Origin of the sequence: Paucibacter sp. B2R-40, assembly GCF_025717555.1 — a bacterium.
Classification (GTDB): Bacteria; Pseudomonadota; Gammaproteobacteria; order Burkholderiales; family Burkholderiaceae_C; genus Paucibacter_A.
This window is the reverse complement of sequence record NZ_JAJIRP010000002.1, coordinates 489,128-504,450: the sequence shown is the minus strand read 5'-3', so window position 1 is coordinate 504,450 and position 15,323 is coordinate 489,128. Positions and strand designations below refer to the sequence as shown.

At 62.6% G+C, this 15,323-nt stretch carries 9 protein-coding genes; all 9 read left to right on the top strand.

Annotation, left to right across the window (positions count from 1 at the left end; translation table 11 throughout):
• The first annotated feature begins 124 nt into the window (after positions 1 to 124).
• A complete protein-coding gene (gene glk, locus LNV09_RS06100) occupies positions 125 to 1,159 on the top strand; it encodes a glucokinase (RefSeq protein WP_263556191.1) in 1,035 nt (344 codons plus the stop codon).
• A gap of 200 nt (positions 1,160 to 1,359) precedes the next feature.
• Positions 1,360 to 4,371 carry a TonB-dependent receptor gene (locus LNV09_RS06095; protein ID WP_263556190.1) on the top strand — a complete coding sequence of 1,004 codons (3,012 nt, stop codon included), beginning with the start codon at positions 1,360 to 1,362 and terminating at the stop codon, positions 4,369 to 4,371.
• 183 nt (positions 4,372 to 4,554) lie between these two features.
• Positions 4,555 to 6,108, top strand: a complete 1,554-nt coding sequence (locus tag LNV09_RS06090; protein WP_263556189.1) for a tryptophan halogenase family protein — start codon at positions 4,555 to 4,557, stop codon at positions 6,106 to 6,108.
• Positions 6,109 to 6,132: 24 nt separating this feature from the next.
• Positions 6,133 to 6,828, top strand: a complete 696-nt coding sequence (locus LNV09_RS06085) for a SapC family protein (protein ID WP_263556188.1) — start codon at positions 6,133 to 6,135, stop codon at positions 6,826 to 6,828.
• Positions 6,825 to 8,312, top strand: a complete 1,488-nt coding sequence (locus tag LNV09_RS06080) for a tryptophan halogenase family protein (protein ID WP_263556187.1) — start codon at positions 6,825 to 6,827, stop codon at positions 8,310 to 8,312. Before LNV09_RS06085 ends, LNV09_RS06080 begins: the two co-directional genes overlap by 4 nt.
• A 43-nt stretch (positions 8,313 to 8,355) precedes the next feature.
• Entirely contained in the window at positions 8,356 to 10,923 is a 2,568-nt protein-coding gene (locus tag LNV09_RS06075) for a mechanosensitive ion channel domain-containing protein (RefSeq protein WP_263556186.1), read from the top strand.
• Positions 10,924 to 11,140: 217 nt separating this feature from the next.
• Positions 11,141 to 11,608: an Lrp/AsnC family transcriptional regulator gene (locus LNV09_RS06070; protein ID WP_263556185.1), complete on the top strand. Its 468-nt coding sequence runs from the start codon at positions 11,141 to 11,143 to the stop codon at positions 11,606 to 11,608.
• 305 nt (positions 11,609 to 11,913) lie between these two features.
• Positions 11,914 to 13,722, top strand: a complete 1,809-nt coding sequence (locus LNV09_RS06065) for a DUF1800 domain-containing protein (protein ID WP_263556184.1) — start codon at positions 11,914 to 11,916, stop codon at positions 13,720 to 13,722.
• 64 nt (positions 13,723 to 13,786) lie between these two features.
• A complete protein-coding gene (locus tag LNV09_RS06060; RefSeq protein ID WP_263556183.1) occupies positions 13,787 to 15,322 on the top strand; it encodes a DUF1501 domain-containing protein in 1,536 nt (511 codons plus the stop codon).
• Position 15,323: the final 1 nt, after the last annotated feature.

The following is a 15,323-nucleotide window of genomic DNA, read 5'->3' as shown; positions in this document are numbered from 1 at the left end:
TGTGGGCGCTGTTCTTGCACACCAGGGAAAACCAGTGCTTGCTTCATGAAAGCGCTTTCATTACGATTGTGGCATTGCGGCGGCTGCCGTCAAGTGTTCCGAAATTTGCTTCGCAAAGGATCTCATGAGCCTGAATGCCACCGCGTCTTTGTATCCGCGTCTGCTTGGCGATGTGGGAGGCACTCATGCCCGCTTCGCCTGGGGCGAGGATGCCGACGGCGCGGTGGCAGACATCGTCAGCTACAAGTGCGCGGAGCAGGCCTCGCTGCAAGAGGCGATCGCCAGATACCTGGCGGAGCAGGGCAAGCCGCGCCCGCGTGCCTGCGCGATCGGCATCGCCAACCCCATCGTCGGCGACAGGGTGCGCATGACCAATCACCATTGGTCCTTCTCGATTGCCCAGCTCAAGCAAAGCTTGGGCGTGCAGCGCCTGGCGGTGCTGAACGACTTCACCGCGCTGGCGCTTTCCTTGCCGGCACTGCGGCCCGAGCAATTGCGCCAAATTGGCGGTGGCAGCGCGGTGGCGGGCGAGGCTATGGCGGTCTTGGGCGCAGGCACCGGCCTCGGTGTGGCGGGGCTTTTGCCGGTTGGGAGTGCTGGAGGTGCTGGCAGTGCGGGCGGTGCCAGCCAGAGCGGCAGCGGAAATTACGCGCCGATCAGCGGCGAGGGCGGTCACGCCAGCCTGGCGCCTATCGATGAGCAAGAGGCGGCCATCGTCAACTGCCTGCGCCAGCGCTTCGGTCACGCTTCGGCGGAGCGGGCTTTGTCCGGGCCTGGCCTGCTCAATCTCTATCAGGCCGCGGCGCAATTGGCCGGCCGGCCCGCGCCCCTGACCAGCCCTCAAGCGCTGATTGCCGCCGCACGCGAGCTGCGCGATCCGGATTGCTTGGCCGCGCTGGACCTGTTCTTTCGTTTCCTGGGCAGCTTTGCCGGCAATCTGGCGCTGACCTATGGCGCCCGTGGTGGCGTCTATGTCGGCGGCGGCGTCGTGCCGCGCTTGTTGCCGGAACTGGCGGCCTCACGCTTTCGAGAGCGCTTTGAGGCCAAAGGGCGCTTCGCCAACTACCTCGCGGCCGTGCCCACTTTTGTCATCGACGCGGCGGCCTCGCCGGCCTTGATTGGCGCATCGCGCGCCCTGGATGCGGCAGCGCTCGGCTGAGCGCTGCAAGCCCAAAGCTCGGAAAAACAACAAAGCAAGGGAGTTCCCTAGATTCACCCAAAGGCAAAAATCAGTATGGTTATGAAAGCGCTTTCAAAGAACCTGAAAAATTGACAGTTCAAAAAAAGTGGGCAAGCCCAGCTTGCCCCTAGGCCCATCGAACGAATGTGGCCTTTAGAAAACTACGAACGGAGACAAACATGATCAACACCCCAGTCCAGCGGTCCAGCCAAGCTGTCGGCCCTGTGTTTCAAATGAGCAAGCTGGCCCTGGCCTGCGGGCTTTGCGTGGCCGGCATGGGCAGCGCCCATGCACAACAAGCGACGCCGCCAGCGAGCGAACAGCCGGCAGCCGCGAATGTGCTGGAGGCCGTCGTCGTCACCGGCATTCGCGGCAGCCTGGGCTCGTCGATGAACCTCAAGCGCAATGCGCAAGGCGTGGTCGACGGCATCGTGGCCGAAGACATCGGCAAGTTCCCCGACACCAATCTGGCCGAGTCTTTGCAGCGCATCAGTGGCGTCTCGATCGACCGCTCGATTGGCGAGGGTTCGCGCGTCACCGTGCGCGGCGTCGGCCCCGACTTCAACTTGGTGCTCTTGAACGGCCGGCAAATGCCCGCCTCCAGCATCGCCGACACCACGGTCTCGAACTCGCGTGCCTTTGACTTCGCCAATCTGGCCTCGGAGTCGATCGCCGGCATCGAGGTCTTCAAGACCAGCCGTGCCGCGTCGCCGGCCGGCGGCATCGGCGCCACCATCAATATCAAGACCGCCCGGCCGCTGGACAACCCCGGCCTGCGCGCCAGCCTCGGCGTCAAGGGCGTGCATGACACCTCCAACGGCCGCCTGCCCGACCCGCTGCAAGGCAGCGAAGTCACGCCCGAAGTCTCGGGCATCTACAGCAACACCTTCGCCGATGGCAAGTTCGGCATCGCCATCAGCGGCAGCTATCAGGAACGCAATCTGGGCTACAACCAGGCGGCGGTGGCCAATGGCTGGCGGCCCTTTGCCGGCGACGAGAACAACTGGGGCACCATCCCCCAGCCCGGCACGCCAGGCTCAGAGAACATCATCAATCGCCCTGGCCCGACCGATATCTATTCGGTGCCGCAGAACTTTGCCTATTCGGTCAACGGCATTCAGCGCCAACGCACGAACGGCCAGGTGACGCTGCAATACAAGCCCATCAATGACCTAACGGCCACGCTGGACTACACCTACTCCCAGAACAAGATCCAGACCAAGCGCAATGAGTTGTCGGTCTGGTTCAACTTCGGCCCTTCGTCCAGCAGCTGGAACAGCGGCCCGGTCAGCAGCCCCAAGATCTATTCGGAAACTATCGTTCCGGCCACCAGCGACTTGTCCATGGGCGGCGCGCAATACGCGACCAAGAACGAGAACAACTCCACCGGCTTCAACCTGGCCTGGAAGGCAAGCAACAAGCTCACCTTGGAGTTTGATGCCCACCATTCGACGGCGACATCCGGTGCCGACAGCCCTTACGGCTCCAACTCCAGCCTGGGCACGGCCAGCTTTACGCGTGGCACCACGGCCGTGGACTTCACCCAGAAGTTCCCGGTCCTGAGCGTGGCCGGCGGCAATATCGACGCATCCAAGATGATGGTGACGGGCTCGTCCTTCCGCAACAGCTATATGAAGTCGTCCATCGACCAAGGGCAGTTGACCGGCAACTACAAGCTCTCGGACGAATCTCGTCTGGACTTCGGCATGAGCCTGAACAAGGTCGACAACCGCTCGGCCTTCTCCAATGTGCAGCGCGACACCTGGGGTGGCGCCACCAATGCCGCCGACTATCCGGACAATGTCTGGCGCGCCGACAGCATCAGCCCCTATTTCAAGCAAATGAGCGGCCATGACAGCCCGACGCTGTTCAATCAGTTCTTCACCTTCGACTTCGAGACGGTGCGCGCCCTGGCCGCCAAGGCCGCCGGCGACGATTCGCTCTACCGCGCCTCCAACCAGTTCACGACCGACCGCAAGGTGCAAGAAAAGACCCAGAGCGGCTTTTTGCAGTACAGCACCAGCTGGGAGTTAGGCCTGCCGGTCAATGCCGCTTTCGGTGTGCGTTACGAGAAAACCGATGTGACGGCCACCGCTCTGGTGCCCACCGCCACCGGTATCAATTGGGTGGCCAATAACGAGTTCTCGGTGCAGTTTGGTGCTCCTGGCTACACCACGCTGGAAGGCAGCTACAAATACTTCCTGCCCAGCGTGGACGTGGACGTGGACGTGACCCGCGACGTCAAGGCACGCGCCAGCTATAGCGAAACCATTGGCCGCCCCGGCTGGGGTGACATCCAGGGCGGGCAGACGCTGAACCAGCTGGCCCGTATCGACGGCGGCACCGGCGCGCAGGGCAACCCGGCGCTGAAGCCCTTGAAGTCCAAGAACTTCGATTTGTCCGGCGAGTGGTACTACGCCAAGGCCAGCTTCTTGTCGCTGGGCTATTTCAAGAAGAACATCGAGAACTTCATCGGCACAACGACGACCCAGGGCACGCCTTTCAATTTGCGTACACCGGCCGGCGGCACCTTCTTCAAGGAGGCGATCGCCAAGGGCTGCGTCACGTCCGATATCACCTGCATCCGCAACTACATCTTCCTGAACAAGAACGGCCAGGGCGGTGTGGTGCGCGGCAAGGACGATGCCAATGGCAACCAGACCGGCGTGATCCCCGGCCAGGCCAGCGATCCGATCGCCACCTTTGCCATCACCACACCGGCCAATCAGCGCAAGGACAGCCTCAACGGTCTGGAGTTCAACGTCCAGCATATGTTCGGCAAGAGTGGCTTCGGCGTCTCGGCCAACTACACCTATGTCACCTCGGGGCTCAAGTACGACAACAAGAACCGCGGCGAGCAGTTTGCCCTGGAAGGCTTGAGCGATTCGGCCAACTTGGTCGGCTTCTTTGAGAACGACAAATGGTCGGTGCGTGTGGCCTATAACTGGCGGGATGAATTCCTGACCTCGCGTTTCGACGGCACCGGCTTGCCCAACCCGGTCTATACCGATGCCTATGGTCAGGTCGACGTCAATATTGGCTACAAGCTGACCGAGAAACTGAGCCTGCAGGCCGAGGTGATCAACCTCAATGACGGCGTACAGCGTTTGCACGGCCGCAACAAGGATCAGCTGCTCTATGCGACGCAGACGGGTCCACGTTATATGTTCGGCGCTCGCTATACATTCTGAGAAGGCAAGATCTCTTTACTGCGCGGCCGCCATGCGTCCTTGGGCGCTGCTCGGAATCCTCACGTACAGGAAGTACGTTGCGGTTTCTGTGCTCCTTCGCCCAAGCCTGACGGCCGCTCGCTACAAGAGCTCTCACTTTCTTGACCGGTATCGCTGCTGGGTCGGCAGCGCATAGAGGCGAACATGACAGAGCGGATCGAACGGCTCAAGCAGATCGTAATCTTGGGCGGCGGCTCGGCCGGCTGGCTGACTGCCGCCTTGATCGCGGCCGAACATGGGGTGGGCCTGCAGGTAACGCTGCTCGAGTCGCCCGATGTGCCGGCCATTGGCGTTGGCGAGGGCACTTGGCCGACCATGCGCGACACGCTGCACAAAATCGGCATCAGCGAGACCGACTTGGTGCGCGAGTGCGAGGCTACGTTCAAGCAAGGCTCCAAATTCGTCGGCTGGGTCCATGGCCGCGCCGATGATCAATACGACCATCCTTTTGTGTTGCCGCAAGGCTATACCGAGGCGAATCTGGTGGCGGCCTGGCTGCAGCAGCGCGTGGATGTTCCGTTTGCGGAACTGATGAGCTTTCAGCCCCATCTTTGCTCGGCCGGTCTGGCGCCCAAGCAGGCGGCCACGCCGGAATTCGCGGCAGTGGCCAATTACGGCTATCACTTCGACGCGGTCAAATTCGGCCAGCTTTTGCGCCGGCATTGCCTGGAAAAGCTTGGCGTCAAACATGTGCAAGATCACATGCTGGGCGTCAACTCACACGCCAATGGCGATATCGCCTCGCTGCAGACGCAGACGCATGGGGCGCTGAGCGCCGATCTGTTCATTGACTGCAGCGGCATGCCTTCGCTGCTGCTCGGCCAGCACTTCGGTGTGCCCTTGCTGTCGCAGCAAGAGGTCTTGTTCAATGACAGCGCGCTGGCCTTGCAAGTGCCCTACGCGCAGGTGGACAGCCCGATTGCCTCGCAGACCATTTCGACGGCTCAAAGCTGCGGCTGGATCTGGGACATCGGCTTGCAGACGCGGCGCGGCATTGGCTATGTCTATTCGAGCGCGCACTGCTCGGACGAGGCGGCTGAAATCGAGCTGCGCGCCTATGTGGCCAAGACCGGCGGAGCCGCCGAAGCTTTGACCGCCCGCAAGCTGAGTTTCAAGCCCGGCTACCGGGCCCGCTTCTGGCACAAGAACTGTGTTGCCATTGGTCTTTCGGCCGGCTTTATCGAGCCGCTGGAGGCCTCTGCGCTGGCGCTGGTTGAGTTGTCGGCCACGCTGGTGAGCGAAGAAATGCCGGCTAACCGGGCGCTGATGGACATTGCCGCCCATCGCTTCAACGATGCCTTTACTTACCGCTGGGAGCGGGTGATCGATTTTCTGAAACTGCATTACGTCTTGAGCCAGCGCCGCGACAGCGCTTATTGGCGCGAACAGGCCGCGAGCACGCCGCCGCGCCTGCAAGAGCTGCTGGCGCAATGGCAGCACCGCCCGCCCTCGCGGCACGACTTCCACCGCATCGAGGAAATGTTCCCCTCGGCCAGCTATCAATACGTGCTCTACGGCATGGGCTTTCGGCCCTTGCCAAGCGCTGGCGCGCGGCACAGCGAAGATGCGGCCAATGCGCAAAAGGCCGCCGGCTTCTTTTCCGAAACCGCCCAATTGACGCGCCGGATGCTGGGGGCTCTACCCAGCAACCGGGCACTGATAGCCCATATCCAGCAGCATGGCTTGCACAGCATCTGAACCCCTCTTCCCGAGTCAATCCTCATGGTCAATTCAGTACTACTCAATAACGTCGAACACCAAGACCGGCGGGTCATCACCCGTCGTGCTGCCGAGTTAGGCGATGGGCAGATGTTCGCGCTGACCTTCCCGGATGAGTTCCGAAGCATCCAGGCGCATTACCCGATCGTGTTTCGCAAGACGGCCCAGGGCACAGGCTTCGAGCCGATTGCCTTGCTGGGGCTGCAAGCTGGCCAGAATTTGTTCTTGCGCGACGGACGTTGGGATGCGGCTTATCTGCCGCTCTCGCTGGAGCGCCAACCCTTTTTGATTGGCCGCTCGGGCCAGGAATTGCTGGTGCATATCGATCTGGACAGCCCGCGCCTGAGCCGCAGCGAAGGCGAGGCGCTGTTCTTGCCGCACGGTGGCAGCAGTGACTACCTGCAGCGCCTGAACTCGGTCTTGCTGGCCCTGCATCAAGGCTTGGAAGCCACGCCCGCCTTCATCCAGGCGCTGCAGGCGCATGAGCTGCTGGAGTCCTTTGTGCTGGATATCGAGCTGAACGACGGCTCACAGAATCGTCTGGCCGGCTTTTACACAATCAACGAGGAGCGTCTGGCCGGTTTGCCCGGCAGCGCGCTGGAGGCCTTGGCTCGCGCCGGCCATTTGCAGGCGATCTATATGGCGGTGGCGTCGCTGTCGCAGCTGCGCGCATTGATTGACCGGCAGAACCAAGCATGAGCAGCGAACGCAAGCCAATCAAACGCATCGTGATCGCCGGCGGCGGCACGGCCGGCTGGATGGTGGCGGCCGCCTTGTCCAAGACCTTGGGAAAGTTGCTCGACATCAAGCTGATCGAGTCCGATGAGATCGGCACCGTCGGTGTCGGCGAGGCGACGATTCCGACCTTGCTGACCTTTCACAGCCTGCTGGAGATCAATGAGCAGGAATTCATGGCCGCCACTCAGGCGACCTTCAAGCTCGGCATCAGCTTCGAGAACTGGCGCGACCGGGGGCAGGACTACATCCACTCCTTTGGCTTGACCGGCAAAGACCATTGGACGGCTGGCTTTCAGCATTTCTGGCTCAAAGGCCGCGAGCGCGGCCTGGCCGGCGACTATGGCGACTATTGTCTGGAGCTGAAGGCCGCGCAGCAAAGCAAGTTCGCGCATCTGCCGCGCGCCGGTATGAATTACGCCTTCCATCTGGACGCGACGCTGTACGCCAAGTATCTGCGCAAGTTCAGCGAGGGCTTTGGCGTGCAGCGCATCGAGGGCAAGATCACCGAAGTGGCGCTGGCGGGCGAGAACATCGCCGCGCTGCGGCTGGATTCCGGCGCGCTGATCGAGGGCGATTTGTTCATCGACTGCACCGGCTTTCGCGGTCTCTTGATCGGCGAGGCCTTGGGCGTGGGCTATGAGGACTGGTCGCATTGGCTGGCCTGCGACAGCGCGGTGGCGCTGCAGACCGCTTCGACCGGGCCGGCTTTGCCCTACACACGCTCGATCGCACATGCCGCCGGTTGGCAGTGGCGCATCCCGCTGCAGCACCGGGTCGGCAATGGGCTGGTCTATGCCAGCAAACACATTGACGATGAGCAAGCCAAGCAAACCTTGCTGGCCAATGTGCAGGGCGAGGCCTTGACGCAGCCGCGCGTGCTGCGCTTTCAGCCCGGTCAGCGCCAGCAAACCTGGCGCGCCAACTGCGTCGCCATCGGCTTGTCCAGTGGCTTTTTGGAACCGCTGGAGTCCACCAGCATCCACCTGATTCAGCGCGGCATCACGCGGCTGATGCAAATGTTCCCATCTCAAGGCATTTGCCCCTCGGATATCGCTGAATACAACCAGCAAAGCCGCAACGAGATCGAGCATATCCGCGACTTCATCGTGCTTCACTATCACGTCACCCAGCGCCAGGACAGCGCCTTTTGGCGCCACTGCCGCGAGATGAGCATTCCGGCCTCGCTGCGTCACCGGATTGATTTGTTCCGCGAGACCGCAAGGGTATTCCGTGTGCCTAACGAGCTATTCGCCGAGAACTCATGGATACAGGTGATGTTGGGCCAGGGCATCTTGCCGCAACAGCATCACCAAGTGGCTGATCTGATGGGCGACGCCGAGTTGGCGCGTTTCCTGAATAGCATTCGCCAGCACGTCGATCAAACCGTCGTGCAGCTGCCGGCCCATCAGGCCTATGTCGAGTCCTATTGCAGGGTGGCCGGCTGACGGCACAATGCAGCTGCGCCGGGGTGGCGCCAATGGATGTTGCATGGTCAAGAAGATCGAATCTAGGAGGGCTTGGTTCAAGCGGTCGGGGCCTTACGGCTGGCTGCTGGGCCTGAGTTTGCTGCTGGCATTGGGCGCCACCTCGCCCGGCTTCGCGCAGGCGCCGCCCGCCGGCAGTGCGGCCGCCGCCGAGAGCCGCCATGAGGTGATTGCGCCGGCGGATATTCCAGCGCGCGCCGATGCCGATGAGCAGCTGATTGTCACCGTGGTGCGCCGCGCGCATAGCGCCGATGCCGGGCGCCGGCTGGAGCAGTCGCTGGCCGAGCGGGCCGAATCGATCAAACAGCTGAGCGACAAATCCAGCAGCAGCGCCTTGGCATTGTTGTCGGTGCGCCGCTTGGAGAGTTTGCATCGACATTGGCAGTTACATGAGCGTGAGATTGCGCGCAGCCGGGCCGAGCTGGCGCGCGTTTTGCAAAGCCGCTCGGAAGACGCCGCCGACCTGGCCGCCCGCCGCAATATCTGGCAAGCGACCCGTGTGAGTGCGGCCGATTCGGCGCCCGCCCTGGTGCAGCGTGTGGACGAGTTGATCGCGCTGGCGCAGCAAGGTGAAGCCGACCTGGCCGGCCCCCTGGCCAAACTCTTGGAGCGCGGCCGTACCGCCAGCGCTTTGGCGGCCCATGTCCACAATATGGGCAATGCGGTGCAGACCCGCATCGAAGATCTCGATCGACGCTTGCTGGTGATCGATGCACCGCCGCTGTGGCAGGCGGCCGCTTCTGACGAGGCGAGTGAGCCGGTCAGCGTGGGCCTGCGCAGCAGCTTGGAGATCGAGCGCGGTTTCGCCCGCGATCACGATGCCAGCAGCGCCAAGTTGTTGCCGGTCTTGGTGTTGCTGGCGCTGCTGCTCTTGCCCGTGATGTTCTGGCTGAAGCGGCGCGCCCGGCAAATGGTCAAGGATGGACAGGCCTCGGCGCTGACCATGCAGATCTTGTCGCGGCCCCTGGCGGCTTGGTTGGTGTTGGTGGCGCTGGGTGCGATGTTTTACGATCTGCAAGGCCCCATCATGCGGCAGCAGATTGTGATGTTGCTGGCCTGGGTGCCTGTCTTGGTCTTGCTGCAGCGGCGCATTCCGCCGGCGGTGGGCCCCTGGGCCTATTTGAGCGCGGTGTTCTATTTCTTCAATGTCGTGGCCTCGCTGTTCGTCGGCAGCTTATTGGTCTACCGGCTCGGGCTGCTGGCGCTGAATGTGTTGATGTTGATCACGCTGGGTGTTTTGGGTTGGCGTGCGCTGCGCATACCCGCGCTGATGGAGACCTCGGACGACGAACTTGCAGAGGCCGCAGGTTTGAATGCCGCAGCCCTGACGGCCTCGGCCCAGCCGGCTGCTGGCGAAGTCAAGGCGAGCAGCCAAGTGCCCAAGTGGCTGCCGGCGGGGCTGTTGCTGCTGGCCTGCGCGGTGCTGCTGGCCTCGGCGCTGTCCAATGTCTTGGGCAATATCTCCCTCACCACCATGCTGACCGGCGCCGTGCTGGACAGCAGTTATGCAGCGCTGGCCTTGTATGCCGGCGCATCGGTGCTGGTGGCTTTGTTGCAGGTCTTGTTGGCTCGGCCCAAGATGGCGCAGTTGAGCAAGCGCCATGTCGGCACCTTGGTGCCCGTGGTCGTACGTTTGGGGCGCATCCTGCTGGTGCTGGGTTGGGTGGTTTATGCCTTGCAGGACTTCCGCATCTACCGGCCCATGTACGAAGTGCTGATGGCGGCTCTGACCTTTCAGGTGGCGCTGGGCGGATTGACGCTCAGCCTTGGCAGCGTGGTGGCGTTTGTGGTGGCGTCCTGGGCCTCGTTCTGGGTCGCGCGCACGTTGCGCACGCTGCTGGCCGAGGATGTGCTGCCGGCGCTCAAGCTGCCGCTTGGCGTGGGGCAGAGTGTCTCGACGATCAGCTACTACTGCGTGCTGATCTTTGGTTTGTTGACCGCGCTGGCGGCCGCCGGCTTCAAGGTCGGCGAGCTGGCGATTGTGTTCGGCGCGCTGGGCATCGGTATTGGTTTGGGCCTGCAAGACGTGGTGCGTAACTTCGTCGCCGGACTGATTCTGATGTTCGAGCGGCCGATCCGGCCCGGCGATGTGGTCGACGTAGCCGGCCTCACCGCCACCGTGCGCGATATCGGCTTGCGCGCTACCACCTTGACCACCTTTGACGGCGCCGATGTGGTCTTGCCCAACGGCATGATCCTGGCCGACAAACTGGTCAACTGGACGCTGACAGGCAATAGCCGGCGCATCAATATTGACGTCAGCACCTGCTACGAGGTCAGTCCGCAGCAGACCATTGCGATGCTGATCGGCATTGCCCAAGACCTCGATGGCATCGCCTCATTTCCGCCGCCTTCGGCCTTGCTGACCGGGCTGACGCCGGGTGCCTTGACCTTCAATGTGCGCGCCTGGACCACGCAGCAGGCCGACTGGGTGGCGGTGCGCAGCGCCTTTGCGATGCGCATTCGCGACGCCTTCGCCGAGGCCAATATCGTCGTGCCGCTGCCGCAGCGCGAGTTGCATATACACAAGGCGGACAGCCTGAAAGGCGTGCTGCCCGATGCCGCCGCTTAGCCCTAAAGCCGAAACCCCAGGCACTTGTGGCGCCTGGGGCTTTGCTGATTGCCGGGGCTGAAGGACATGGCGGAGTGGCCTGCCTGTGTTGCACTGGTCTGTAGAACCAATGCCTTCAGTGTAGGCAAGAGCTGTTGGCAGAAGATTGCGAAGATGGCCTGATTTTCATTGAAATTGGCAGAAAATTGCGCCATCTATTCATTACAAGGCGTGAATCATGGAGTTTGACCGTATTGATTGCCAGATTCTGGAACTGTTGCAGCAAGACGGCCGCATCAACAACCAAGAGCTGGCCGAGCGTGTGGGCCTGTCGCCTTCGCCCTGCTTGCGCCGCGTGCGCGCCTTGGAAGACAGCGGTCTGATCACCGGCTACCGGGCGCTCTTGGATGCCAAGAAGCTGGGGCTGAGCCTGATGGCCCTGGTGCATATCTCGATGGATCTGCACACGCCGGAGCGCTTCGCCAACTTCGAAGCCGCTGTGCAGGTCTTGCCCGAGGTCTTGGAGTGTTTGCTGATCACTGGCCAGGCAGCCGACTACCAACTCAAGCTGGTGGTGCGCGATATGGATCACTTCCAGAGCCTGCTGCTTGGCAAGCTCACACGTATTCAAGGCGTCACAGGCGTGCATTCCAGCTTTGTGTTGCAGCAGGTGGTCAGCCGCACGGCGCTGCCGGTGCGGGTCTAAACCCAGTGTTGCATCCCTTTCATCTCCTTCACCCAGGCCAAAAAGAGAATTGAGCCAGGATAAAAGGGGGATCAAAGGGGATATAGGGAATAGAGGGGATGAACGGGATGTAAGGCATGAAGGCGACTTCGCCGCGCCAAAGGGTGCGGTAGTTTTTCACGCAATAGGCGGACCTGTTGCGTGCAAGTCGCGAACCGCAACACGCGCTTACATCTCTTTCCTTTGCCGCCACCCCGCTTCGCTCTCGGCTCAATACAGTCCGCTCCACCGCGCAAACCTTGCGCAGGCAGTTTGGAGTTCGAAGTATGCGGCACTTATCTTTGCGTCCTGCCCCCTTCCGCACAGGTGGCCGACGGCCGCTTGGGCTGGCCACCATGGCGCTGGCGACGCTACTGCTGGTTGCTTGCGGCGGCGGCGGAGGCGCAGCGGACTCGCCCGCAGGGCCCGCAACGACACCTGCCGCCAGCCCGCCACCCGTCGCCACAGTGCTCAAGCCCGGCAGCCGTGAGGAGGCCATGCGCTTTCTGATGCAGGCCAGCTTCGGCCCCACCGAGGCCAGCATCGCCGCCGTCATGGATAAAGGCTATGAGCCTTGGCTGGATGAGCAGTTCGCCAAGCCCACCAGCATGCACCGTCTGAATTGGGATGCGTCTGATGCGGCCGTGAAAGCACTTAAGGCCACTGACGCGGCTGGCACCCGCGAGGTGCTCGATTCCTTCTACAAGGTCGCCATCACGGCCGATGACCAGTTACGCCAGCGTGTCGCCTATGCGCTGTCGCAAATCATGGTGGTGTCGATGGCACAAGACAATGTGGCCAACCAGCCGCGTGGTGTCGCGTCTTATCTGGACACCTTGTCCGCCAATGCCTTCGGCAATTACCGCGTGCTGCTGGAGCAGGTGGCGACGCACCCGACCATGGGCTTGTATCTCTCGCACCTGAAGAACCAGAAAGAAGATGCCAAGTCCGGCCGGGTGCCGGACGAGAACTTTGCCCGCGAGGTGATGCAGCTGTTTTCGATCGGGCTGGTGGAGCTGAACGTCGACGGGAGCGCCAAGCTGGATGGCGGCGCCCCCAAGCCCAGCTATACGGCTGATGACATTGCCGGCATGGCCAAGGTCTTCACCGGCTTCAGCTGGGATGGCGCCGACACCGCAGACGGGCGCTTCTGGGGCTGGTGCCCCGACTATTGCGAGGCCGACCGTGGCATCAAATCGATGCAGGGCTATAGCCAGTTCCATTCGATCAGCGAGAAGAAATTCCTGGGCAAGGTCGTGGCGGCGCAGACCAAGGCAGACCCGGCCGCGAGCTTGAAGGCCGGCTTGGACGCCTTGGCATTGCACCCCAATGTCGGCCCCTTTATCGGCCGCCAGATGATCCAGCGCCTGGTCACCAGCAACCCCAGCCCCGACTACGTGACGCGCGTGTCCAAGGCTTTCGGTGCCGGTGATATGAAGGCGATGGTCAAGGCGATTCTGCTGGACAGCGAGGCGCGTGATGGTGCCCTGGCCGCCCAGCCCGGCTACGGCAAGCTGCAAGAGCCGGTGCTGCGCCTCACGGCGGCGCTGCGCGCCCTCGGCGCCAGCAGCGACTCCGGCGCCTGGCTGATCGGTGCCACCGATGACCCCGCCACCCAGCTCGGCCAGTCGCCGCTGCGCTCGCCGTCGGTGTTTAACTTCTACCGGCCCGGCTTTATCGCGCCCGGCAGCGAAAGCGGTGCGGCCAAGCTGACCATGCCGGAGCTGCAACTGGTGCAAGAGACCTCGGTCGCGGGCTACGCCAACTTCGTCAAGGGCGGCGTGGCGAGTGGCTTCGGCCAGCGCGGGCTGGACTACAAGGCCGCCCGCAATGATGTTCAATTCGAGCTGACAGGGCTGGTCGCCCTGGCCGCCAAGCCGGCCGATCTGGTCGAGCAAGTCAGCAAGCAGCTGCTGGGGGCGCGCAGCAATGCAGCACTCAAGGCCGAGATGGTGGCGGCAGTCGAGTCGGTCAAGCTCGATGCGCTGAAGGCCGACGCAAGCAACAAAAAGACCGTCGATGACCAGTCCTTGAACCGTGCCAAGTTGGGCGTCTATCTGGCGCTGGTGTCCCCTGAATACCTGGTTCAAAAATAAAGACTTGCGGGTCAGACCTTGGCGCGCAGCACCGTGCGCTGACTCCAACTGTTTAGGACATGTGATGAAAAATAGCCTCAATTCCCCCGCCTCCCGCCGCGCCTTTCTGGCCCAAGCGGCTCGTTTTGCCGGCCTGGGCGCGGCCGCGCCCATGGCGATGAATCTGGCAGCCTTCGGCAATGCCAGCGCGCAGACCGCCGGTGACTACAAGGCGCTGGTTTGCGTGTTCTTGTTCGGCGGCAATGACGCCTTCAATATGGTCTTGCCGACCGATACCGAGTCCTGGGCCGCCTACAGCCAAGTGCGCAATCAAGCGCCCGAGTCGATCGCGCTGTTGGCGCCGGGTACCCCGGCGCAAATGGGTGCCGGTGCAGGCTCGCCCGAGCGGCTCGGCGGCGTGCTGGCGATCAACCCCATCACATCGCAAGGCCGCACGTTTGCCCTGCATCCCAGCATGAGCGGTGTGCGTGATTTGTTCGCCGCCGGGCGGTTGGCGGTGCTGCCCAATATCGGCCCGCTCGTGCGCCCCACCAGCAAGGCTGATCTGAAGATCGTCACTTTCGCGCGGCCAGCTGGCTTGTATTCTCACAACGACCAGCAATCCACCTGGCAGTCACTGACGCCCGAAGGCGCGACGGTGGGTTGGGGCGGTCGCTTTGCCGACCTCTTGATGGCGGGCAATAGCCAGCCCCTCTTCAGTGCCGTCTCGGCCGGCGGCAACGCGGTGTTCTTGAGCGGCAAGCAAGCGCTGCAGTACCAGATCAGCACGCGAGGGGCCATCCGCATCGGCGGCAGCGACACCAGTCTGTTTGGCTCCACTGCGGCGCTGGAGCGCATGCGCACCGTGATGCGCGGCGGCCGCAGCAATGACCTGATCGCACGCGACCACGCCACCGTGGTCAGTCGATCGCTGGCGGCCGAGGCCTTGATCGGCAGTGCCTTGCCGCCCGCCAATAGTGCACCTTATGGCACGGCCGATCTGGCCAATGGCGCTGCCGATCCACTTTTGCAATATGACAACCCCTTGACTGGGACCAAGTCAACTAACTCATTAGCCCAGCAGCTACAAGTCGTGGCGCGAACCATGGGTGCGCGCAGTGCCTTGGGTGCGGGCCGGCAAGTTTTCTTCGTCAGCCTGGGCGGCTTCGATACCCATGATGGCCAGAACCGCGCCCAAGCCGACTTGATGGCCAAGCTCTCGCAGGCGCTGGCCTACTTCGACAGCATGCTGGGCGCGATGGGCTTGCGCAACAACGTCACCACCTTCACCGCCAGCGACTTCGGCCGCACCTTCACCAGCAATGGCGATGGCACCGACCACGGCTGGGGGTCTCACCACTTCGTCATGGGCGGCGCGGTCAAGGGGCGCGAGTTCTACGGCAAGTTCCCGGTCGTCGGCGCCAAGAACGCCAAGAACAATGACTTCGACAGCAGCCCCAATCAGCTCGGCAATGGCGCGCTATTGCCCGAGACATCGGTCGAGCAACTGGGCGCAACGCTGGGCCGCTGGATGGGCGTGAGCGACGGCAATCTGGCCGATATTTTTCCGAACCTGAAGAACTTCGACGCGGCCAAGCGGGATCTCGGCTTTATGGCCTAGG